Below are 24099 nucleotides of genomic sequence, written 5' to 3' on the forward strand. Positions count from 1 at the left end.
TCTTAATCTTCATCTACTAACTTGATATCCAAACCTAATTCATCACGCAACCCAGCATAACCTTCTTTTTCCAATTTTTTGGCCATTTCAGGGCCACCATCTTTGACAACGCGACCATCCATCATCACATGAATAATATCAGGGACAATATAATCCAGCAGTCTTTGATAATGGGTAATCATCAAAGCTCCAAATTGATTACCTCTCATAGCATTAACACCACGTGATACAACACGTAAAGCATCAATATCTAATCCAGAATCGATTTCATCTAAAATAGCAAAACTAGGCTTAATCATCAACAGTTGCAAAATTTCATTTCGCTTTTTTTCACCGCCAGAAAATCCTTCATTTAAATATCGATCAATCATATTTTCTTTCATATCTAGCAAAGCCAAATTTTTATCCAATTCACTTAAAAAATCACTAATGGGAATAGGATCATTTTCAGGACGTCTAGCATTAATAGCAGCACGCAAAAACTCAGAATTAGTTACACCAGGTACTTCAGCAGGGTATTGCATTGCTAAGAATAAACCTTTTCTAGCTCGCTCATCGACCGTCATATTCAAAATACTTTCGCCATTTAATAAAATATCACCCTGAGTTATATGATACTTAGGATTACCCATGATTGTTTCAGACAAAGTGGATTTACCAGTTCCATTCGGACCCATAATTGCATGGATTTCACCAGTATGCATGACCATATTGACGCCTTTTAGTATTTTCTTGAATTTTTTTTCTTTATCTTGTACTTCGACATGTAAATCTTTAATTTCTAATGTTGCCATTTTATTACTATTTCTCCATTACGATAAAAAATAGCCATCCGAAGATGACCATTAATACTATTATGAGTTTTTTAAAACTACCATTTCAACCGTATCAGCTACATATTCACAAGCATCAACTGAACGTTCCAAGGCATTGTAAATATCACGCCACATCAAAACGTTCATAGGATCGCTTTCTTCAACAGAAAGCCTATGCATATTTTCAATAAATAATTTATCTGCTTCTTCTTCTACAGAATTAACACGTATAATTAAATCTTTGAAAGCTGTATTACGTTTGAAATTTGGCATCTCCTTTAGTAATGTTTTAACATCTTCTACAGCATTAATCAACAAACTAATCACTGGCAATGCATCTGGTCTGATTTTTTTAATATTATTAGTATATAAGCGCATCCCTACACTTTCGATACTATCCGTCATTGTATCTATTTTTTGACTTAACTCTGCAATATCTTCCCTATCAAATGGAGTAATAAATGCACGTGCTAATACTTTAGTAAGATTATGTTTAACTTGATCACCTTGATGTTCAATAAAATGAATTTTTTTGGTATTTTCACCAATCATGGTACTATCATAATCTGTCATAATTTCTTTTAATAATTTAGCTGCCTGCAAACTATAATCTGCACATTCAACAAATGTTTCAAAATAATATGAATCTTTAACTCTTGCCATAATTTACTCCTAGAAAAATGCCATAAAAATTTTGGCCATAATATAACTGATAATTCCGCAACCTGGGAATGTAAATACCCAAGTAAGCATCATATCTTTAACTACACTTAAATTAATAGAAGATAATCTTCTAACTGCACCTACTCCCATAATTGCACTGGTCTTGGTATGTGTTGTAGAAATTGGAACACCTGTTAAAGTTGAAATTAAAATGCACAAAGCACCTGCTAAATCAGATGCAAAGCCTTGATATTTTTCTAGTTTAACCATGTCCATACCGACAGCTTTTATGATTTTTTCACCACCGACAGAAGTTCCCACTCCCATCACAGTTGAACATATCATCATTAACCAAATTGGAATAAAAGTATTTACCAAATCTGAATGACCATTAGCAAATGCTATACCAAGCAATAAAACACCTATAAATTTTTGACCATCCTGTGCACCATGCATAAAACTCATAGCTGCAGATCCTAAAATTTGAGCGTAACTAATATACTTATTGGTCCGTTTCCGTTCAAAATTACGACAAATTAAAATTACTAACTTACAAACTAGCCAACCTAAAACAAAACCAAGAAATAGACTCAGAAATAAACCATAGATAACTTTGATCCATTCTGTCCCATTTACACCCTTTAAGCCATTTTGCATAGCAATTGCTGCTCCTGTTAAACCAGCAATTAAAGAATGTGATTCTGACGTTGGAATACCAAAATAAGAAGCACCTACACTATAAACAACTATTGAAAATAATGCTGCAGATAGAGCTATCATGGCATGACGAGAATCGCTACCAAAATCAACCATATTGGAAATAGTTGAAGCTACCGAGCTATTTATTTGAGTCATAATTAAAACGCCAAAGAAATTAAATATAGCACTCATAACAATAGCAGTTTTGGGACGCATAGTCCTCGTTGTAACTGTAGTAGCAATCGCATTAGGTGCATCTGTCCAACCATTAACAAAAATAACACCTAATGTTAAAAATACGGTAATCGCCAATCCTGGATTAGTGATTACCTGTCCTAAAAAATTACTAAAAGATATTGTCATATTGTTTTCCTTTTAAAATAAAAATCACAATATTAATTATACATAATTGTATCTATCTTTTTTATATTTTTATTGATTTTATTAATATAACATTTTTTGTGCAAAAATGATGCTATATATCTAAACAGAAAGTACCTTTGATAAGAACTCTTGTGCCCTTTTCGTTTTAGGTTGTGCAAAAAATTCTTCTGGCGTAGCTTTTTCCTGCAAAAAGCCATCTGCCATAAACCAAATTTCATCAGACACATGCTGAGCAAAGCCCATTTCATGAGTAACAATTAACATAGTCATCCCTGAATCTGCTAATTCCTTCATAACATTTAAGACTTCGCCTACCATTTCAGGATCAAGTGCGGAAGTTGGTTCATCAAACAACATTACATCTGGATCCATAGCCAATGCTCGAGCAATTGCAACACGCTGTTTTTGACCACCAGATAAAGCTGATGGCATTTTATTAGCACAATCTTCTAATCCTACTCGCTCAAGTAATGATAAGGCCTTCTGATTTGCAGCTTCGTTTGATATTTTGTTGACTTTCATCGGTGCCAATTTAATATTCTCTAAAACGTTCATATTAGAAAATAGATTAAAATTTTGAAATACCATTCCCATTTTCTGACGCAATTTATCTAGCTTGCGTTCATTAATTGAAGTGATATTCTTTTCTTCAAAGCAAATGCTACCATCATCAGGTTTTTCTAAGCCATTTAAGCAACGTAAGAATGTACTTTTACCTGCACCAGATGGTCCTATAATTGATATAACTTTCCCTTGCTCGACTGTTGCTGAAATGCCTTTTAAAATGCTTTGCTTACCATAATGTTTCTTTAGATCATTTATTTTTATTAAATCAGTCATGATAATTCATCCGCCTTTCCATATACGATAGGATTCTTGTCAAGGTAAATGTCATTATAAAGTAAATAGCCATTGCAACGACAAGCGGAAATACTCCTTGATATGTAGAAGTTTGCACCAATTGTGTTTGATACATAGTTTCAGCTACACCAATTATAGAAACTAGAGAGCTATCTTTCAGCAAAGTTATAAATTCATTACCTAATGCAGGCCATATATTTTTGATTGCTTGCGGAATAACTACATATCGATATGTTGCTGCTTTACTTAATCCTAAACTACGAGCAGCTTCAGCTTGTCCTACGGGAAGTGAATTGATTCCTGAACGAATATCTTCTGCCACATATGCTCCAGAATTAAGACCAATTGCTATAATACCAGCTAACAATGCTGACATATTTTGAATAATTGCACCTATTCCAAAATAAACAAATAAAATTTGAACCATCTGCGGTGTACCACGAATTAATTCAATATAGCAAATTGCAGGAATCTTAAGTGCCAAATGACTACTTAATCTCATTAAAGCCAAAATTGTACCTAAAATTACACCTATCAAGACAGAAAATATAGTAATAACTAAAGTAAGCTCTATTCCCTTAATGAAATATGGTGCATATTTAAATGGATCTTTTTGGGCAGTTGATTTTTTCATTGACTTAGCAGCTTGTGGTAAGAATTTTGTTAAAACTAATTTTTTAGCAATAACTTTATCGACTGTTTTATTAACTTCCTTCAATAAATCTGGTTGATTTTTTGCTACCGCTATTGCATTACCTGCTTGTGGTTCCTTTAAATCGGATTTAAAGCAATATAGACTAGGATTATTGTGAGCATATGCTTTAGCAATTAATTCTTCCATAACCACTGCGGATACTTTGCCAGATTGTAATGCTAAAACCAATGTGTTAATTTTACCTAATCCTTTAACATGTGATTTTGGCATTTGTTTTTTAACTAATTGATATTGCAAGCTACCATTTTGTGCTCCAATTTTTTGTCCCTTAAAACTAATTAAGCTATGATATTTTGCCCGATCATTTTTATTAATTAAAAAATATTCCCCACTAGGTCGATAATATATTTTAGAAAAATCGACACTCTTTTTTCTTTCAGGAGTAGGAGTTAATCCTGAAATAACCATGTCAACTTTTCTCGTCTCTAAAGCTACCAATAAAGAATCAAAACTCATATTTTTAACTACAAGTTTGACGCCTAAATCTTTAGCTATTTCTTTAGCTAACTCAATATCTACACCCACATATTTATTGGTACCATTTTGATTATCAATAAATTCTAATGGTGGATAATCTGCTGATGTACCTACAACTAACTCTTTTTTATTTTTTATACACGTTAAAATCGACTTGGATGAATGATCAGCTGCTACAGCATTTGCTGAAAACAAACATAAAAAAGTCATTAAACAAGCGAGATTAGCAATAATTTTAAACAAGTTACACTTTTTCATATAAACTACTTTCTCCATGATATAATCAAAATAACTATATGTTGTTCATTTTAACAAAATTATAATTTCAATAACAGTTTTTTAGAGGATATTTTAAAAAAGATTATTACTATTTTTTTCACTTTAATGTATCATGTAATTAACTGAATAAGGAGATATAAAATGGAAACACAAAAAAAGCCAATTATAATCGGTATTGCCGGAGGATCAGGTAGTGGCAAAACTACCATTGCAATGGAAATATATAATCGATTCAAAAGAAAACATAATGATCGCATTTTAAAAATAACTCAAGATTCTTATTATAAATGCAATGATAACTTATCAATGACTGAAAGAAGCAAGATTAATTATGATCATCCTGATGCTTTTGATATGAAACTTTTAGCACATCAACTTAATTCATTAATTAATCATCATGCTATAGAGATGCCGATATATGACTTTACGCAACATACAAGAAGCAAAGAAACTACTCACGTAGAACCTGCTGATATTATCCTGCTAGAAGGAATTTTAACTCTATTTGATAAACAGCTTCGCAATTTAATGGACATTAAAATATATGTTGACACGGATGATGATATTCGCTTTATCCGGCGATTAAAAAGGGATACACAAGAGCGTGGTCGTTCTGTCGACTCAGTCATCAGTCAATATTTAGCTACCGTTAAGCCAATGTACCACCAATTTATTGAGCCAACCAAGCGTTATGCTGATATTATCATACCTGAAGGTGGGGAAAACAACGTTGCCATTGATATGTTAACAACAAAAATCAATGCAGTGTTATCATAATAAAAAAGCCAAGAATGTTTTAAATTCTTGGCTTTTTTGCTGTATAAAATCTATTAATATCTTTGCTATATATAATTATGCCTTCGCCTGATTGTAAACTTACTACAATAGGTTGCAAGCCTACAAACTCATTGGAAGAAAAGACGAATGGATTTGCTGAAGAATAATTTTTCAACTCATATTTAGCACCACTAATATTCAAATCATCAACAGCTGTCAAATTACCAACTGCAAAATAATTATAGCCCGCGACTGCTTGAAATTTTTTGACACCTGGCAAAATATACATAATAATATTTTGACAATCAATGTAACGGATTTTTTCACAATACTTTTTTAATTCAGATTTGCTAAAAGTAAAAATATTCAATAAAAAGTGATCTAATCTTCCACCAGTAGCTCCATAAATATCAAGTTGATCCACATTATATTCTTCAAAAGCAACTTTGAATAATTGTTCTGAATCCGTATAATCTTTTTCTGGATGTGAATATCTAAAATCGATCTCATATTCTTCTAGCTGTGCTAATTCACCCTTTTTTAAGGAATCAAAATCACCTATAGCAACTTCAGGAACAATTCCCATATCTAATAAAAATTGACTACCACGATCGCTGGCAAAAATTAAGTCATTATTTTTTTTAGCTACTAATATGCGATCTTTTAAATCCTTGGGCCACAGCTGAACTGGACCTCCCAAAAGTGCCACAGCTTTTTTCATTTCATCACACACTTTAATTTATCTATCTGATCTTTAATCATGCCATGCTTAAAGATATATGAGCCAGCTACTACAATATCCGCTCCAGCTACCTTAACTTTGTTAGCAGTCACATCATTAATACCACCATCAATTTCTAGCGGTATCACATACCCGTGATTTGCCATCATCTTTTTAAGAAACACTATCTTATCTATAACTTCATTACGAAATTTTTGTCCTCCAAAACCAGGTTGGACAGACATTAACAAGACTTGATCAATTTTATCTAAAAAAGGAACTATTTTTTCAACAGGCGTATCTGGATTAATAGCCAATGCTACTTTTATACCTTTATTTCGAACATATTCTATCCATTTGTCAATTTGATCTGTAGCTTCTAGATGAAATTCTAAGACTGCACATGATAAATTGGCAAACAAGGGTAACATCACTGGCAAGTTATTACTCATTAGATGAATCTCAATTTCCATATCAGGAAAATCTCGAGTAATACATTTAATCAGTTCTGGGCCATATGAAAGATTCGGAACAAAATGTCCATCCATAATATCAATATGTAGTCTTTTTATTCCCGCTAATTTAACTTCCAAAATCTGTTCTTTTAAACTTAAATTATCTGCATTTAAAATTGATGGTGCTATCATTTTTTGACTACTTTCTATATTCAGGAATTCTTCCCAAAGCAATTTCTTCCCTAATTTTTATATATGAATTATATCTACTATCTAAAATATCATGATTATTCAATGCTACTTTAACAGCACATTTAGGTTCATTGATATGTTGACATTGCCTAAATTTACATTCTTTGCTAAAATGTTTAATTTCATAAAAGAGATCTTTTAATTCATCTAGCTTTATATTGGACAAGTCAATTGAGGAAAAACCTGGCGTATCAGCAATATAACCTTTACCATATTCAAATAATGATATCTGTCTAGTCGTATGTTTTCCTCTATTGAGAGCAAAAGATATCTCGGCAGTTTTCTGACTGATATCTTTTTTTAATCTATTTAATAAAGTAGATTTTCCTACACCAGACTGACCTGCTAAAACCCATATCTCATCGGAATCTATATTATTTTGTAAATACTGCTCTAGATCTTGATAATCGACAAAATATTGATACCCTATTTTTTGATACTCATTCAATTTACTTTTTATCTTCAACAACTCATCAGATGATATCAAATCTGTTTTTGATAAGAAAATTACTACTTTAACTTTCTTCCATGCAAAAAAAACTAAATATCTATCCAACAAATCAACTGAAAAGTCTGGTTGTGTAGCAGACATTACCAACAAAACATACTCAGCATTTGCCAAAGCAGGACGTTGCAATTCACAAGTGCGATCAGCTACAGCAACTAAATAATTTATCCCTTTATCATCTGGTTGCACGACCACTCTATCACCAACTAATGGCTTTTGCTTTAAATTACGAAATATGCCACGAGCTCTTGATCTAATAATCCCTTTATCAGTTTTAATATCATAATAACCAGAAATAACACTTACAACAATGCCTGCAATTTTTTCTAGCATTATTTTCTTATATCCTCATCTACTATTATTTTACCGTCTTGAACAATTCTAACTCTAGCTTCATCAGATGAACTAAAATCTAAAGGCACTGATATAGTTTTATCTGTAGTAATATACGTATCTACATAAGTATTACTGAATTTATGACTATCATCTGAAATAAATACTTGAATATGATTACCATTTCCGCGATCACTACTGCTATCATATCTGATATCGTACTTCTTAATAAGAATATTACCATTGTCTCTAGAAACAACCACCGTTACGCAATCTCCTCGACTAAGTTTAGTACCAGCTTCAGGATCTTGTCTGATTACAGTACCTTGCGGAGCACTAGAATCTTCTTCAATGACTTTTAATATCAACCCTTTATCTTTGATATAATCCTTCAAGCTCTTTAATGAATAACCTTTCAAATCACGTAATTTTATCTTTTTATGTGTCTTGCCACCTTTGGAAACAGTTAATACAATTTTAGTCTTATCTGCTACCACTTTTTTACCTGGGAAAAGGTTCTGCTCTACCACAACACCTTTTTCAACCGTCGAAGAATGAATCTCCTTTTTTATTACCTTAAAGCCTAAATCTTGAAGCTCTTCCTGTGCGTCTTCAAAATACTCATAAATAACATTTGGAACTGCAGTTAATCCATCACCTTTAGAAATTATCAAATTAACTTTTTGATATTTTTTGATTGAGGTTCCACTCTTAGGTGTTACATTAATCACATGATTATTTTTTATTTTGCTAGAAAATTTATGATAAATTTTACCTACACGCAAACCACGACTAATCAAAACTCTCTTGGCTTGCATTTCATCCAAATTATTTAATTCTGGTACTTTAACATAATCTTTTCTACCTAATGCAAAAATGAAAATTAAAATTATCATCATAAATGCAAAAGCAGTAGTGATCCACCACCACTTATGCTTTTTAAAATTAGATAACCATGCAGAACTTTTATTACTATCTTTTAAATTTTGCTTGATCTCGGCTGTGTTTTTAACCGATCCATCAACTACAGGTAAAACGATAGTTGCATCTTTATTAGGATTATGCTCAGCTACAAATGGTGGTTCAAAACGCCTAGAAGGTTCCAAACTAGTATCTAAATCTTTTTTCATTTCAACGACAGATCTGTATCGGTCACGTGCATCTTTGGCAGTAGCTCGCATCACTACATTCTCTAATGGTTGCGGTATTTCAATATTTTGCTGACGCATCGACGGGGTCGGTTCTTGAAAGTGTTTTAAAGCAACTGCAACCGCATTTTCACCACCAAATGGTACCTGTCCCATAATTAACTCATACAAAATAATACCTAATGAGTAAATATCTGATTGCTTGGTAGTAATGCTACCTCTTGCTTGCTCAGGCGACATATAATGTACAGATCCTATAGCAGTGTTGGTTTGCGTCATAGTACTTTTATTTAAAGCAACAGCAATACCAAAATCTACAATCTTTATGTTACCCATTTTATCCATCAAGATATTTTGTGGTTTCAAATCTCTATGAATAACACCATGTTGGTGTGCACATATTATAGCAGATAAAACTTGATCCATAATACGAATAGCTTCATTCAAAGATAGTGGCTTATTTCGTTGAATATATTCTTCTAAATCGATTCCTTCGACATATTCCATAACCAAATAATGACGTTGATCATCACTACCTACATCTAAAATAGAAACAATATTTGGATGACTTAACTCGCTAGTAGATTGTGCCTCTAGCTTAAATCTATGGATAGTTTGTGGATCTTTTTGTAAATCTAATCTTAATAATTTTACTGCAACTTTTTTACATAAAATTATATCTTCAGCAAGATAAACATTGGCCATTCCTCCTTCTCCTAAAAGACGGAGAATTTTATAACGACCACCTAATAAGTAGCCCTTCTCAACCAATTTTATTGACCCTCCTTTTCTGAACAATCCAACAAACAGACTGTTATATTATCTCCACCACCCAATCTATTTGCCTCATCAATTAATTTTTTGCATTTTTCTTTTAAACTATGACCATCAGGAACTAAAATTGTTTGAATTTGCTCATCTGTCAATGAATTAGTTAATCCGTCAGTACATAGTAAAAAAATATCCGATGTATGTACTTCTAAAATAGAAAATTCTGGATCTACTGTACTAGAGACACCTAATGTTTGAGTAATTATATTTTTTTGAGGGTGATTTTTAGCTTCTTGTTCTGTAATTTGACCCATTTTTAATAATTCATTAACCAAAGAATGATCCTCAGTTAATTGCGTAAGTTGCCTATCTCGATATAAATAGGCTCTAGAATCACCTAAATGTGCAATTAAAGCTTGATCAGCAAAAATAATGGCTAAAACTATTGTCGTACCCATCCCATTTAGATCTGCAAATTTTGTGGCTGTACGCAAAATATTGTCATTCTCTGCTTTTAATTGCACAGATAACCAACTTTGTGCAACTTGTGCCTCACAAAAATCTGTCATCATAAAATTGTGGCCTAAATGGTTAACAGCCATATTGGAAGCAACATCTCCACCTTGATGTCCACCAATGCCATCACACACAACTCCCATAATAATTCCATTGCGATTTTTAAATGTTTTTACAAAATCTTGATTTGTCTTGCGAACTTTACCAACACTTGTAAAATAAGTTGCTTCTACCAAAATAATTAACCTCTTTTAACGAATTTGGCAATAAAAAAGCCATCACTATTATAATCATCCGGAAAAATTTTGATCATTTTACACTTAGATAAATTACCAACTTCAAATGGAGCCAAGGAAAAATCAGGATGATTAGTCAAAAAACGCTTCACTACATCTTCATTTTCTTCTATTGAAATCGTACAAGTTGAATATACGAGCTCACCATTTTCAGCTAATAACCCAGCTACATGATCTAAAATATTATACTGGATTTCGCTTAGATGCTTTAAATCTTCCATCTGTTTTTCATATCTTACTTCAGGTTTTCTTCTTATTAGTCCTAATCCTGAACAAGGTGCATCTACAAGTATTTTATCAAATTGTTGGCCGAAAAAATACTCATTAACTTTTCTAGCATCAAGTGCTTTCATGATCAATTTTTGATCTTGGTGTAATCTAGTCAATGTTTGTTTAACTAAATTTAATTTTTTTTGATGAATATCTAGTGCAAAAACTTTACCTGTTGTTAAATACTCAGCTATCTGTGCAGTTTTACCACCTGGAGCACTACAAGCATCTAGCACCTTTTCATCACCTTTAAAATTAAAAGCATCGACTACTAATGAAGCTGCACTATCTTGAATCGTAATCAATCCATCCTTAAATAATTGACTATTTGTAATAGATCCATGGTCCAAATTAACATTATGATTAGTTAAATTAGATATACTTATTTTATATTCTGTAGCTAATTTGTGCAAAATTTCATCTTTTTTACTCATATCAGCAATTCTAATGCTATTAACGCTTGGCATATTACCTGCTTGTAAAATGCTTATAGTCTTAGTTTTTCCAAAATGATCCAGGCAATATTTAACCAACCATTGAGGATATGAATATTTAATACTCATATATTTAACTGCATCTTTTTCTTCTGGTAAAATTTCACCTCTTCTAACTAATGAACGCAAAATACCATTAACTAATCGATAAGATTGCGAACCCTTAGGGCTATATGACTTAGCTAATTTATTTGCTTCATCAACAATTGATGCAGTAGGTATTTTATCTAGAAAAAAATATTGGTATGCAGACATCAATAGCAAAGGCCACAAATAATCTTCTTTTAATTTAGTCTGCACTAGTGACTTTAATTGATATTCTAAATAAAGTTTATATTGAACAGTTCCATAAACAATTTGTGTAGTTAAGGCTTTATCGATAGGACTTAATTGGCTTTTTTCCAAAGCATTATTTAATGCAATATTGGAATATGATTTTTGTTTAAAAATTTTCAATAACGTATCTAAAGCGACACTACGTGCATTAATCTTCAACTATTTTTTCTCCAACTTTAAATTGATTACCTTGTCCATTGATAAAATCTTTAATTGCAATAGGCTTTTTGCCCGTTGGTTGAATATTTAATATCTTCAAAATAGTACCATTACTAAAACTAATTGCGAATTCTTTATTTTTAGAAACTAAATAACCACTTTCTAAACTACACTTTTCAGCACTAACTTCACTTTGCCAGATTTTATAGCGTTTATTATGCATCAAAATATATGCACCAGGTTGTGGATTCAATGCACGCACTAAATTATGAGCTTGGGTAGCAGTCATACTAGTCTTTATTTGTTCTTGGTCTTTTGAAATATTAGGCGAGAAAACGACTTTATCCTCATCTTGACAAGTAGGTACTATTTGATTAGCTATAATCTTTGGAATTACTTCAAGTAACAAATCCCGTCCAATGATACTTAATTTTTCAAATAAACTGCCAGAAGTATCGTCATCAGAAATATCAATTGCCCTACTACCATACATCTCACCTGCGTCCATTTTTTTAACCATTTCAATAATAGTTACACCAGTTTGTTTATCACCATTAATTAATGAATATTGAATAGGTGCACCACCACGATATTTAGGCAGCAATGAGCCATGAACATTGATAGCCTTAATTTTAGCAGTTTGCAAAAATTTAGTTGGTAAGAACTGTCCATATGCCGCAGTAACAATAAAATCAGGTCTAATACTTAATAATTCATTCATTTCTTCTGATTTTGATAAATGTAGCGGTTGATATATTTTCAAATTATTAGCTAAGGCAACTTTTTTAACTTCCGATTGATGTAATTCTTGCTTTCTTCCAAACTTTTTATCGGGTTGCGTAACTACTGCCTCGATTTTATATCCCTGATCAATTAATCCTTGAAGTACAACTGCACCAAATTTTGGAGTTCCTAAAAAAATAACTGATGTCATTAAAACACTTCTTTCTATAAATCTACATAATATTTTCTGGTTCTTGATCTATATAAACATTAATATCATTTTTGGCAATATCTTGAGCATAGTTTTGAATATAACTCAAAGTTTCAGCCAAATAAGGTTCTTTTTTATATTTTACCAGTATTTGATAAAAATATTGATTATTTATTTTACCAATTGCACTAGGAGTTGGCCCCAAAACGATCGTTGCTTGACTTAATTTTTTAGTCAATAGTCTTTTGACAAGAAAAGCCTGCTTAGCAGCCAGAGGTTCATTATGCGAGACAATCGAAACCAAAGTTGTAAAATAAAATGGTGGATAATTACCAATATATCGGTATCGCATTTCACTTTGATAAAATTGCTCATAATCTTGTACACTAGCTAATTTAATCGCATAATGGTCTGGATTATAAGTTTGTATCAAAACCAATCCTTCTTTATCTGCCCTACCAGCTCTACCAGCTACTTGCGTTAATAAATCAAATGTTTTTTCACTAGCATTATAATTAGAAACAGCCAAGCCAATATCAGCATTAACAACACAAACCAGTGTAACATTAGGAAAATCAAGCCCCTTAGCAATCATCTGTGTACCTAACAATATATCTGCTTGACCTTGTCCAAAGGCAGATAATATTTTTTGATAGCTACCTTTTTTTCGTGTCGTATCTATATCCATACGTAAAATACGAACGTTAGGAATCATATTAATAAGTTCTTCTTGAATCTTTTGAGTACCACTACCCAAAAAAATAATATGCTTGCTATGACACTTAGGACACACATATGGTTTATTAATTTCATAGCCACAATAATGACATTTCATTTGATTAATGTCTTTATGATAATTCAGCGAAATATCACAATTAGGACATTGTAAAACATAACCACACTCACGACATAACATAAAATTGGAAAATCCCCGTCGATTTAACAATAAGATAACTTGTTCTTTCTTGGCTATGGTCTTTTTTATTACGTTCAACATATCAACAGAAATATCAAATTGCGTCCCTGCAAACATCGCTTTTTTTAAGTCGATAATTTGCACTTTGGGTAGTTCCTTATTATTAGCTCGATTATTAAGTCGCAGTAATTGATAAACACCTTTTTGAGCACGAGCTCTACTATACAATGATGGAGTTGCACTCCCTAATACTAACGGACAATGATTGTATTCACTTCTTAAAATAGCTACATCACGTGCATGATACCTAGGAGTATTATCTTGTTTATAACTTGCTTCATGCTCTTCATCAATAATAATTAAACCAATGTTAGTTAACGGTGCAAAAATAGCACTTCTCGCTCCCACGACTACATGTGTTTCTTGGTTGCGAATTCGACACCACTCATCATATTTTTCACCCTCAGATAGTGCACTATGTAATACAGCTACATCTTTTCCAAATCTGCTTTTAACTTGATTGACCATTTGCGGCGTTAGTGCTATTTCGGGAACTAGCATTAATGCACTCTTGTTATTTTTTAAACATTCAGCAATGGCGTGTAAATATACCTCCGTTTTTCCACTTCCAGTTATACCCTCTAATAAAAAAGTTTTAGCATTTTTTCGAACAATTTGTTGATTAATTTGATCTAGAGCAGCTTGTTGCTCAGCATTTAATTGCACAACTTTTGATGCATGAATCATATCAGCTGCAGTTGGATCACGATATACATCAACTTCTTGCTTTTGCAACCAATTATTATTAACTGCATTTCTTAAAACATCTGATTTAATACCCAAATTAGCCAACTCTTGTTGTCTCTTAGGATATGATTCATAATTTTCTATAATGTCATTCAATAATATTTTTTGCTTAAAAGCATTAGTTCTTAAATTAGCCAAAATTTCCAAATAGTCTTTTTTGGAATTACTGATTGAATATATTACATCCTTTTTATGACTAGCTTTGTTTTTGACAACATAATCTATTTTGGCAGCCTTAGTTGCTAATAATTTATTGATTAATAATATATCCGCATTAGATCTTACAGTGGCAGCATCGATCACTTTACCATTAAAAATTGGTAATGCTCTAGCTGAATCAGTCAAAGGCACAATATTTTTTTTATATCCTGCTTTTAACATGCTCGGTAACATAGCCTGCAAAATAGAAATTCTATACGTAAATAATTTACGTGCTAAAACTTCAGAAAGTTTAACTAACTCTGGTATTAAAGGAATTTGATCATCTAAGACTAACGATAATTCTTTTAATTCACCTTGATAATTAGCTTCTGCATGAATATCAACAACAAATCCTTGCACTTTTCGCCTACCAAATGGTACGACAACGCGTGATCCTACTGCAACATTTTTTAATTCAGATGGAATCTTATACTCAAACGTTTTATCAGTTTGTTTAGCTGCTACATCTACAATTACTTCTGCAAACATTATTTCACCTACAAAAAAGCCTTCATCGCTAGAAACAATGAAGGCACTTCTTTACCATTAATCAATCTTAGTTTGGTGTTCAGGATCAATAGTAACTTTACCAGCAGCTATTTCTTCTAATGCTTGTCCTAAGGCTTTAGAAGATTTATATGACAAAAGAGCTCCTGGCTCTCCAGATTGTAACTCATGAGAGCGTTTAGCTGCCAATACTGACAACGAGTAACGCGAATTAACTTTATCTAATAACTTATCAATCGATGGATATGTAATTTTCATCTTAATCCTCCTTAACCATATTTCGATAATCGTCAATGACACGAGCAATGCGAACATGTTCTGATTCAACAATTGCCTTGATATGATCAACTGCATTAGCAACAGTATCATTGACTACTGCATAATCATAATCTTGCATCATTAATATCTCTTGGCGAGCTTGTTGCATTCGCAAATCAATAGCTTTATCAGAGTCTGTACCCCTATTTACTATTCTATGTTTTAATTCATGCAAATCAGGTGGTGTTAAGAAAATAAATACACCATCAGGCATCAAGCTTCGCACTTGCTTTGCACCATTAACATCAATTTCCAGCAAAACATCTTTTCCCATGTTAAGCATTTCTTTTACTGGTGCTAAGGGCGTACCATAATAATTACCGACATATTGGTTATATTCCAATAATTCTTTATTTGCGACAGCATTCTTAAATCTTTCTTCATCGACAAAGAAATAGTCTTTACCATCAACTTCACCCTGACGTGGCTTCCTAGTAGTCATGGAAACCGAATATTCAAAAGGAAAGGCCTGTTGCCTCACCATTTCAGTTTTTACTGTACCTTTGCCAACTCCTGAAGGACCAGATAAAACAATTAATAAACCTTTATTAGACATATTCACACCCATTCAATAATAACGTAACACTTTTATTGTGCATTAAAATTGAACTTTTTTCAAGCTTATATTTTATGTAAATAAAAAAACAAGCACTAAAAAGAGCTTGCAATTTTATATATTGAACTGATATCTAATCATTATAAAATCTGAACCATTAATCTAAATGTTATGTTCTGAATAATCCATAACAATAATATTCCAATAAGTGGCGATAAATCTATACCAAAGCTATAACTTATCTTCATAATGGGTTTAATTCTAAATAGTGCTATATATGGATTAACAATTCTATTTATCAATTTACCAACTACAGATCTATATAGAAAATCAACCCAACTAAATAACGCATCAACAACAATTAACAATCCATAAATATATGCGATATAATGAACAATCAGTAAAAAATAAAAAAATAAATATCTCAACATAATTATAAATTATCTTTTTCGCTTGTAGCATCAGCTATTTTTCCATCAGTAACAAACTTAGGTGGTGTAGCTAAGAATATTTTTTCACCAACACGCTGAATATCTCCATTCAGTGCATAAACTGTACCCATAACAAAATCAACTATACGTTTTGATTGACCTTCGTCCATACGCGAGAAATTAATAATAACTGCACGGTTATTAAGCAAATTTTGAGAAACTTCTTTAGCGTCAGAATAAACACGAGGCTCAAATAAAACTATTCTACTCTTACCTGCATTCACAGAATTAATAGAAACTATATTTGATTTCTTGTCGTTACGTTTATCTTCCTGGTAGCTAACTTCAGATTCTTCAAATGAATCATCCTCATACTCATCTTCATCTGAAATACCTAACATCTTTGTCAATTTTTCAAAAGCCATAAATAGTCTCCCCTCTTAGAAATTAATTATTCTGGCGATGTTTAAAAAATGGAATGTCATTTTCATCATCAAGATTAGTCTCAACATCCAAAACATCTTGTTGCTCCGATTTACTAAATGGAGTCCAAGAATCTCCTTTAACTTTTTCTTGTACTCGATTACTACTTGTTTTATCTTGTTTCCAAATACTTGTTGGATCAAATAGCATATCTGGTTTAGCAACATTACCATCTTTTTGTGTATCAGCTGGTGTAACCGCCTTATTAGCTGTAGATGATTCTACACTTTCTTTGTTTAATTTTGCTTTAGTAACATTTTGATGATTATCTTGTTTATTATCAATACCAGTTGCAATAACTGTAACAACAACTTCGTCACCCATGTTAGCATTAATCGATGTACCAAAGATGATATTAACATCATCACCAGCTGTCTTAGAAACAATATCTGAAGCATCTTGTGCTTCAAATAATGTTAAATCAGGCCCACCAGTGATATTTAACAATACTTGTTTAGCACCATCAATTGAAACTTCCAATAATGGCGAAGAAATGGCCATTTTAGTTGCTTCTACAGTTCTATTCTCACCACTAGCACGACCTATTCCCATCAAAGCAGAACCTTGGTTTTCCATAACTGTTTTAACATCAGCAAAGTCTAAGTTAACATAATCAGTTGAAGTAATCAAATCTGATATTCCTTGCACACCTTGACGAAGAACATTATCAGCCTCTTTAAATGCATCCATCATAGGTGTCTTTTTATCAACCATCTCGAGTAAGCGATTATTGGCAATAATTACCAAAGTATCGACATATTGCTTCAATTGACTAATACCTTCCGCAGCATCCTTTGAACGCTTAGGACCTTCAAAAGTAAATGGTCTTGTAACAACACCTACCGTCAATGCACCTGTTTCACGGGCAATTTTGGCTATGACTGGTGCGGCACCTGTACCAGTACCTCCACCCATACCAGCAGTAATGAAAATCATATCTGCTCCCTTAAGAGCTTCTTCTATAGTCTGTTGACTTTCTTCAGCAGCTTTTTGCCCTACTTCAGGATGTGATCCTGCACCTAAACCTCTGGTTAACTTCGGCCCTAACTGTATCTTATTCTCAGCCTTATTACTATTTAAAGCTTGAACATCAGTATTAGCAGCAATAAATGATACTCCTTGTACTCCTTCATCAATCATACGATTAACTGCATTACCACCTGCTCCACCAACACCGATAACCTTTATAACTGCACTTTTATTATCAGAATCAAAATTAAAATCCATTAGCCTAACCCATCCTCATCAGTCAAAAAATTTTTTTATAAAATCAATGAATGACTTTCTTTCTTTTTTAACTTTACCATTATTAGCATCATCTTCATGACTACCCTGCTGTATGTTATCATTATATTCTAATTCTCTATTATTTTCATCCTCAGAACGTTGCTTTTTGAAAAATACTGACTTACTTTTGCTAATAATGTCTTTTACATCATCAGTATGTTGAGAACCATATATAACACTATTTGCTAAATAATTAATATCACTTAAATTATACGCATAAGTTATAACACCCAATGCTACAGCGTAAATAGCATTTTTTAATCCAGGTTGTCCTGACTGATACATCTTAACTTTTATATTATAACTATTCTTAACAAGATCATCAGTACCTTGAATCTCACTATTTCCACCAGTTATAACAATACCACCTGGTAAATTAAAAGCTGCATGTTCCTTTAACCCTTTACCTACTCGATCTAATATCTGATGTAACCTGGCACTGATTATTTCACTCAAATATTCTTCATCAATCATTTTAGGGGCATTAGCTCCAACAACATTAACAGGAAACTTGTCTTCTTTAGAAGTTAGTTCAGGGTCTGCATAACCGAAGTCACGTTTTATTTTTTCTGCTTCATCTAAAGACGTATTCAATACAACTGATATATCTTTAGTAACATCACTACCACCTTCAAGGTCAATAGTTGCATATTTTATTTTATTTTCATGAATCACAGTAGCAGTAGTAATACCACCACCCATATCCAAGATAATGGATCCAAATGTTCGCTCACCTTCATCTAGTGCAACATTGGCAATTCCTAATGGCGTAGGTACAAAAAATTTATTATTATATCCAGCTCTTTCAATAGCTCTACTTATATTGTGTAGATCTGAAATAGGAGCTGTTACTAAAACACCATGAACTTCTAATGAGTGTGCAATCATCTTTCTAGGATCATCAACATCTGTACGTCCATCAATCAAAAATTTGCTAGGCAAAAAAGTTATCGCTTGTCTAGTATCTTTAATGGAAGACTTAATTGCGACAGAAACAACCCTTCTCACATCATTTTCGTCTACTTCCTTGCCTTGTTCACCAACATTAATCAATCCGTGTGCAGACTCTAGTTGCAACATATTCGCAGGAACTGCTGTAATTAGGTAATCACATGTTGTATTTGTTTTCTGAGAAAGCCCATTTAATACTTTTTTAATACTGTTAGCAGTTTGTTCAATATCAACTATTTTACCATGTCGCATACCTTTAGTTGCTTCGCAGCAAGTACCAATAACACGTAATTTTCCTGTTTCTGAGGATGCTAAAACAGCTTTTACGCTAGTTGTACCGATATCTAAACCTACCAATAAATCTTTCGTTTCCAAGATGTTGCCCCCAAATATATTAATTACATAAATTTTACCATATTAAATAATACCAAGTATAGTTTTAAAAATTAATTTCATATTGTTCTTTATCTTTAACTGTTAAGGGTCTAGAGAATACCCCTACCTCCATATCTATAATGGAAGGTTGCGTAAGCTGTTTTTTTATGCTATTGTAGTATTTTATTTTTTCAGCAAAAGTATTTACATCTCCAATAATAATATTGTGATCATTAAGCAACAAAATAATCTGATTTGGTCGCCTAATTTTTCCACTGATCATTTTAATTTTATCCCTAAAGTAAGGAGGTAAAGCTTTATAAACTTTTAAATCATTAATAATAGACTTTTGTCTGCTATAACCCAAAAACAAAGGTTTGCTAATATCAACTAACTTTTCCGATATATCTTGCCTAGATACCTTGCCATTAAACAATATCTTTCGATAATGATTATTTTCCTTAACGTAGCCTATAACACGTTTTTCTTTGATATGTAATATAAGATTATTCCAATTTGTAACTGTAATCTTAACTGTATCAACTTCAGGAAAAACACGAGATATCTTTTTGCTATATTCTTTGCCTTTAAATAATGAAAAAACCACCTTGGTCTTGGGACTAACATCAATAATTTTAGCAACTTTAGCACCATCTATCTCGTCTGCACCTACTAATTTAACGCTTCTCACACTAGACTTAAAAGAAATAAAGTACAAACATATAATTATTCCAACTACAGACAAAATAATAATACTGCCTAATTTAGTCCATAAAGCATGCCTTCTAAGTGCACCTAGTCTCGGTAAATCAATATTTTCTTTTATTTTTGTTTTCTTATATTCAGTCCATTTAGCTATTTGCTCTTTAGGATCTTTTTTAGTTAATTTACTATTTGACATCTAGTAACACCTACTTTATGCTCAAAAATTATTTTTTATTAATGAGATTTTGCATTTCGTAAATCAATTTATCTGATGCATCACAGCAACATAATTTTTTAGACTCTGCTGACATTTTTTGTGCACAATTAGGATCAAGTAAAATATGATCAATTGAGGAAACAAAATTGTTAGGATTTAAATCATTTTCATTAATTACTAATGCAGCACCTGCTTTTTCTAAATCCATTGCATTTTTTTCTTGATGATTATGTGTAACATTTGGACTAGGTATTAAAACAGCGGGAACACCTAACGCTGTAAATTCCGCCAAACTTGTAGCACCTGAGCGTGAAACTACACATGTCATCTGTGGCAACAATCCTGGCATATTATCAATATAAGGTACAATAACAATATTCTTAGCTATCTTGTGCTTAGCTAACCGCTCTTTAATCTGGCCATAATAAACTTGTCCGGTAGCCCAAATAATTTGATATGGCTTATCCCCCAATTCATCAATTGACCGTTCCATGATATTATTAATCGCAAGTGCACCACGTGAGCCACCAAAAATTAGAACAGTGAAAACATCAGGATTAAGATTCCACTTCTTCTTCAAATCTATCTTTGTTTCATTTAAGCTTAATACTTGCTGCGACCTCGGATTACCTGTTTTAACTAGCTTTTTCTTCTCTGGAAATTGACGAACAACATCATCAAAGGTATAACACACTTTATCAACATAATGTGCTAAAAATTTATTAGCTAAGCCAACAACAGAATTTGACTCATGAATCAAAGTTGGTATTTTCATCTTAGCAGCTGCATAAACTATAGCTCCACAAACGTAACCACCTGTACCAACAACTACATCGGGCTTAAATTCCTCTAAAATTTTACGTGCATCTTTAGTAGCATTTAAAAATAGCTTGATTGTTTTAAAGTTACGCAATAAATGTTTTCTATTAAAGCCTTGCACAACTAAAGTCTTAAATGGAATTTTAGCAGCTGGTACAATTTTAGATTCTAATCCCTTATTAGTACCAATAAACAAAATATCATCATCTGTTGTTAACTTTCTTTCTTTTAGCCTTTCTATCAATGCTAAAATTGGATAAATATGACCGCCAGTGCCACCACCGGAAAAAATAATTCTCATAATTACTTAGTTTTTAACTCCTTAACAAATTTCACGAAAAAGTCTCCACGATCTTCAAATGTATTAAACTGATCCCACGATGCACATGCAGGTGAAAACAACAATACATCACCATCATTTGTTAAATCATACGCCCTAGGCACAGCTTCTTGCAAGGTATTAACAATAACAATATCTCGGATACCAGCTTTTCTAGCAGCATCGGCTAATAAATATTTTGTCTCACCATACAATACGATTGCCTTAACATGTTTTTTCAATAATGGTACTAATTCATCAAATGTAAATCCACGATCTAATCCGCCAGCAATTAAAACTTCAGGTTGACTAAAAGATGGAATAGCTACACTAGCAGCTTCGATATTAGTTGATTTTGAATCATTATATATACGCCGATTGTTATAAGTCATCACATATTGTAAACGATGTTTTGCACCCGTAAATGTTGACAGCACACTTCTAATATCCTCATCAGACGCACCCATAATCTTAGAAATAGCAATAGCCACCAAACTATTTTGCTGATTATGACGACCAGGTATCTTAATATCTGATATTTTCATAATTTCATGGTCAGCTTGGCTTTCTAAATATTGTTCACCAATATAATAATCTGCTTGAGTAGATTCTTCGGAAAAAGTGACCACGTGAGCTTTGGTTAGGGAAAGTTCTTGTTCTAAGATATTTTTTTGATCAAAATTAGCTATAAAATAATCAGACTTATCTTGATTTTGTGTAATGCGTAACTTAGCAGCTACATAATTTTCAAATGTCTTGTGATAATCAATATGTACATTATTGTAAATATCAACAATCGCAGCAACCTTAGGCTTCATAGTATTTACACCCATAAGTTGAAAACTTGAAATTTCAACCACTAACAAATCATTAGCATTAGCCTTAAGTACTACTTCAGAAATTGGAACACCAATATTACCCACTGCATAAGCATGTCCACCAAATTTATGTAAATGATTTTCCATAATTCGTTGTGTCAACATTACTGTTGTAGTTTTTCCATTAGAGCCAGTAACACACACATATGGTGCAGAACTTACTGCTAAAGCTACTTCAGGCTCGGTTATAATTGATACATTAGCAGCTTTAGCTGCTTGGACTAAAGGATTTTCATAAGGTATACCAGGATTTTTAACTAAATAATCAAAATGCTCTTTTGCAAAAATATCAGTTGGATGATACCCAGATATAATTTTGACACCTAATGACGCTAATTCTATAGCTTGAGCATTATCATCTAATTTTTTCTTATCATTTAAAGTTAATTTTGCACCTAATTTTAATAATAACTTAGCTACTGAATAACCACTCTTGCCCAGTCCTAATATTAAAATGTTTTTATCTTGATATTTATCTATTATCTTCATCAAAGTAACTACCTCACAATGCAAGTAATAAATATATAATACTACCTAAAAGTCCCACAAGCCAAAAGACTATATCAACTTTCCATTCACTCCAGCCTAACATTTCAAAATGATGATGTATTGGAGTCATCTTGAAAATTCTCTTACCAGTAGTTTGAAATGAAATAACTTGTAATATGACACTCAATGTTTCCAAAACATAAACTATACCAATGATTAATAAAGACCATGGTCTATTTAAGAAAATCGAAACTGCAGCAAGCCCACCACCTAATGCTAGTGAACCTACATCACCCATAAAAATTTTAGCTGGTTTATGATTAAAAATAAGAAATGCTACCAATCCACCAATAACACTACAACAAAAAGCAAGCACAGTTGCATTATGTGCTAAATATGCTAAATAAGCATACGTACCATAGGATATAATAGATAAACCCGTTGCTAAACCATCTAATCCATCTGATAAATTAACAGCATTTGAATAACCTACCAGCCAAATTATAATGAAAAATACAAATAGTAAATAGCTATTAACAGTCCCAAATAATGGGATATATATCTTAAAAGTAAAATTATCACTATAAGCGATTAACAAAATTACTAACGCAATTATAATTTGCCCTAATAATTTTTGCCATGCTCTAAGTCCTAAATTTCTATGAAATAATAATTTCAAACCATCGTCTAAAAAGCCTATTACTCCATAACCTAAATAAGCAATAATCAAAATTATAGCTATTTTATTTAACTTACCATTAGATAATAAAATTGCGACAGTTGCAATTATACTTGATAACAAAAAAACAATTCCACCCATAGTAGGTGTACCTGCTTTTTTTGCATGCCATTTAGGACCTTCTTCTCGAATTTGTTGCCCTTCTTTTTTCATTTTCATAAAACAAATAAAGAATGGCAAAACCAGTGCTGTAATAACTAAACTAATCACACCGGGATATAAACCATATTGCATATCT

The 24099-nt window shown here is 32.2% G+C and carries 24 protein-coding genes; 1 reads left to right on the forward strand and 23 read right to left on the reverse strand.

Annotation, left to right across the window (positions count from 1 at the left end; translation table 11 throughout):
* Positions 1–2 precede the first annotated feature (2 nt).
* From sufC to HMPREF0520_RS01660, 5 genes are all read right to left on the reverse strand, one after another.
* The gene (sufC, locus tag HMPREF0520_RS01640) at positions 3–794 is read right to left on the reverse strand and encodes a Fe-S cluster assembly ATPase SufC (protein WP_006729162.1); all 792 of its coding nucleotides are present in this window, start codon (positions 792–794) and stop codon (positions 3–5) included.
* Positions 795–854: 60 nt separating this feature from the next.
* Positions 855–1478, reverse strand: coding sequence for a DUF47 domain-containing protein (locus HMPREF0520_RS01645; RefSeq protein ID WP_006729163.1), 624 nt, complete (start codon positions 1476–1478; stop codon positions 855–857).
* 9 nt (positions 1479–1487) lie between these two features.
* Positions 1488–2540 carry an inorganic phosphate transporter gene (locus HMPREF0520_RS01650; RefSeq protein WP_006729164.1) on the reverse strand — a complete coding sequence of 351 codons (1053 nt, stop codon included), beginning with the start codon at positions 2538–2540 and terminating at the stop codon, positions 1488–1490.
* A 120-nt stretch (positions 2541–2660) separates the two neighbouring features.
* The gene (locus HMPREF0520_RS01655) at positions 2661–3401 is read right to left on the reverse strand and encodes an amino acid ABC transporter ATP-binding protein (RefSeq protein ID WP_006729165.1); all 741 of its coding nucleotides are present in this window, start codon (positions 3399–3401) and stop codon (positions 2661–2663) included.
* Positions 3394–4872: an ABC transporter substrate-binding protein/permease gene (locus HMPREF0520_RS01660; RefSeq protein ID WP_006730143.1), complete on the reverse strand. Its 1479-nt coding sequence runs from the start codon at positions 4870–4872 to the stop codon at positions 3394–3396. Before HMPREF0520_RS01660 ends, HMPREF0520_RS01655 begins: the two co-directional genes overlap by 8 nt.
* 162 nt (positions 4873–5034) lie before the next feature.
* Here HMPREF0520_RS01660 and udk point away from each other — a divergent pair, with 162 nt between their 5' ends.
* A complete protein-coding gene (gene udk / locus HMPREF0520_RS01665; protein WP_006729167.1) occupies positions 5035–5670 on the forward strand; it encodes a uridine kinase in 636 nt (211 codons plus the stop codon).
* A gap of 19 nt (positions 5671–5689) precedes the next feature.
* On the opposite strand, the gene HMPREF0520_RS01670 is transcribed toward udk, so the two are convergent.
* The 18 genes from HMPREF0520_RS01670 to mraY form a co-directional block, all read right to left on the reverse strand.
* Positions 5690–6391, reverse strand: a complete 702-nt coding sequence (locus HMPREF0520_RS01670) for a thiamine diphosphokinase (protein ID WP_006729168.1) — start codon at positions 6389–6391, stop codon at positions 5690–5692.
* A complete protein-coding gene (rpe, locus tag HMPREF0520_RS01675; protein WP_006732291.1) occupies positions 6388–7038 on the reverse strand; it encodes a ribulose-phosphate 3-epimerase in 651 nt (216 codons plus the stop codon). Before rpe ends, HMPREF0520_RS01670 begins: the two co-directional genes overlap by 4 nt.
* 7 nt (positions 7039–7045) lie before the next feature.
* Complete coding sequence (gene rsgA, locus HMPREF0520_RS01680) at positions 7046–7939, reverse strand: ribosome small subunit-dependent GTPase A (RefSeq protein ID WP_006729170.1); 894 nt, start codon at positions 7937–7939, stop codon at positions 7046–7048.
* A complete protein-coding gene (gene pknB / locus HMPREF0520_RS01685; protein ID WP_010222417.1) occupies positions 7939–9858 on the reverse strand; it encodes a Stk1 family PASTA domain-containing Ser/Thr kinase in 1920 nt (639 codons plus the stop codon). Before pknB ends, rsgA begins: the two co-directional genes overlap by 1 nt.
* Before the next feature lie 2 nt (positions 9859–9860).
* A complete protein-coding gene (locus tag HMPREF0520_RS01690; RefSeq protein ID WP_006729172.1) occupies positions 9861–10610 on the reverse strand; it encodes a Stp1/IreP family PP2C-type Ser/Thr phosphatase in 750 nt (249 codons plus the stop codon).
* A 5-nt stretch (positions 10611–10615) separates the two neighbouring features.
* Positions 10616–11929, reverse strand: a complete 1314-nt coding sequence (gene rsmB, locus HMPREF0520_RS01695) for a 16S rRNA (cytosine(967)-C(5))-methyltransferase RsmB (RefSeq protein ID WP_006729173.1) — start codon at positions 11927–11929, stop codon at positions 10616–10618.
* Complete coding sequence (gene fmt / locus HMPREF0520_RS01700) at positions 11919–12863, reverse strand: methionyl-tRNA formyltransferase (protein ID WP_006729174.1); 945 nt, start codon at positions 12861–12863, stop codon at positions 11919–11921. Before fmt ends, rsmB begins: the two co-directional genes overlap by 11 nt.
* A 22-nt stretch (positions 12864–12885) precedes the next feature.
* Complete coding sequence (gene priA, locus HMPREF0520_RS01705; protein ID WP_006729175.1) at positions 12886–15276, reverse strand: primosomal protein N'; 2391 nt, start codon at positions 15274–15276, stop codon at positions 12886–12888.
* A gap of 57 nt (positions 15277–15333) precedes the next feature.
* On the reverse strand, positions 15334–15552 hold the full coding sequence (gene rpoZ / locus HMPREF0520_RS01710; protein WP_006729176.1) for a DNA-directed RNA polymerase subunit omega: 219 nt from the start codon (positions 15550–15552) through the stop codon (positions 15334–15336).
* A gap of 1 nt (position 15553) precedes the next feature.
* Positions 15554–16168, reverse strand: a complete 615-nt coding sequence (gmk, locus tag HMPREF0520_RS01715; protein ID WP_006730101.1) for a guanylate kinase — start codon at positions 16166–16168, stop codon at positions 15554–15556.
* A gap of 140 nt (positions 16169–16308) precedes the next feature.
* Positions 16309–16599, reverse strand: a complete 291-nt coding sequence (locus HMPREF0520_RS01720) for a YggT family protein (protein ID WP_006729178.1) — start codon at positions 16597–16599, stop codon at positions 16309–16311.
* Positions 16600–16601: 2 nt separating this feature from the next.
* The gene (locus HMPREF0520_RS01725; protein WP_006729179.1) at positions 16602–17024 is read right to left on the reverse strand and encodes a cell division protein SepF; all 423 of its coding nucleotides are present in this window, start codon (positions 17022–17024) and stop codon (positions 16602–16604) included.
* Positions 17025–17046: 22 nt separating this feature from the next.
* Positions 17047–18309, reverse strand: coding sequence for a cell division protein FtsZ (ftsZ, locus tag HMPREF0520_RS01730; protein WP_006729180.1), 1263 nt, complete (start codon positions 18307–18309; stop codon positions 17047–17049).
* An 18-nt stretch (positions 18310–18327) separates the two neighbouring features.
* A complete protein-coding gene (gene ftsA / locus HMPREF0520_RS01735; protein ID WP_006729181.1) occupies positions 18328–19695 on the reverse strand; it encodes a cell division protein FtsA in 1368 nt (455 codons plus the stop codon).
* A gap of 64 nt (positions 19696–19759) precedes the next feature.
* Complete coding sequence (locus HMPREF0520_RS01740) at positions 19760–20596, reverse strand: cell division protein FtsQ/DivIB (RefSeq protein ID WP_006729182.1); 837 nt, start codon at positions 20594–20596, stop codon at positions 19760–19762.
* 28 nt (positions 20597–20624) lie between these two features.
* Positions 20625–21737, reverse strand: a complete 1113-nt coding sequence (gene murG, locus HMPREF0520_RS01745) for an undecaprenyldiphospho-muramoylpentapeptide beta-N-acetylglucosaminyltransferase (protein WP_006729183.1) — start codon at positions 21735–21737, stop codon at positions 20625–20627.
* Positions 21738–21739: 2 nt separating this feature from the next.
* The gene (gene murD / locus HMPREF0520_RS01750) at positions 21740–23122 is read right to left on the reverse strand and encodes a UDP-N-acetylmuramoyl-L-alanine--D-glutamate ligase (RefSeq protein WP_006729184.1); all 1383 of its coding nucleotides are present in this window, start codon (positions 23120–23122) and stop codon (positions 21740–21742) included.
* Positions 23123–23135: 13 nt separating this feature from the next.
* Positions 23136–24095, reverse strand: coding sequence for a phospho-N-acetylmuramoyl-pentapeptide-transferase (gene mraY, locus HMPREF0520_RS01755; protein ID WP_006731316.1), 960 nt, complete (start codon positions 24093–24095; stop codon positions 23136–23138).
* Between the last annotated feature and the right edge of the window lie 4 nt (positions 24096–24099).

This window comes from Lactobacillus iners DSM 13335 (assembly GCF_000160875.1).
GTDB classification, from domain to species: domain Bacteria; phylum Bacillota; class Bacilli; order Lactobacillales; family Lactobacillaceae; genus Lactobacillus; species Lactobacillus iners.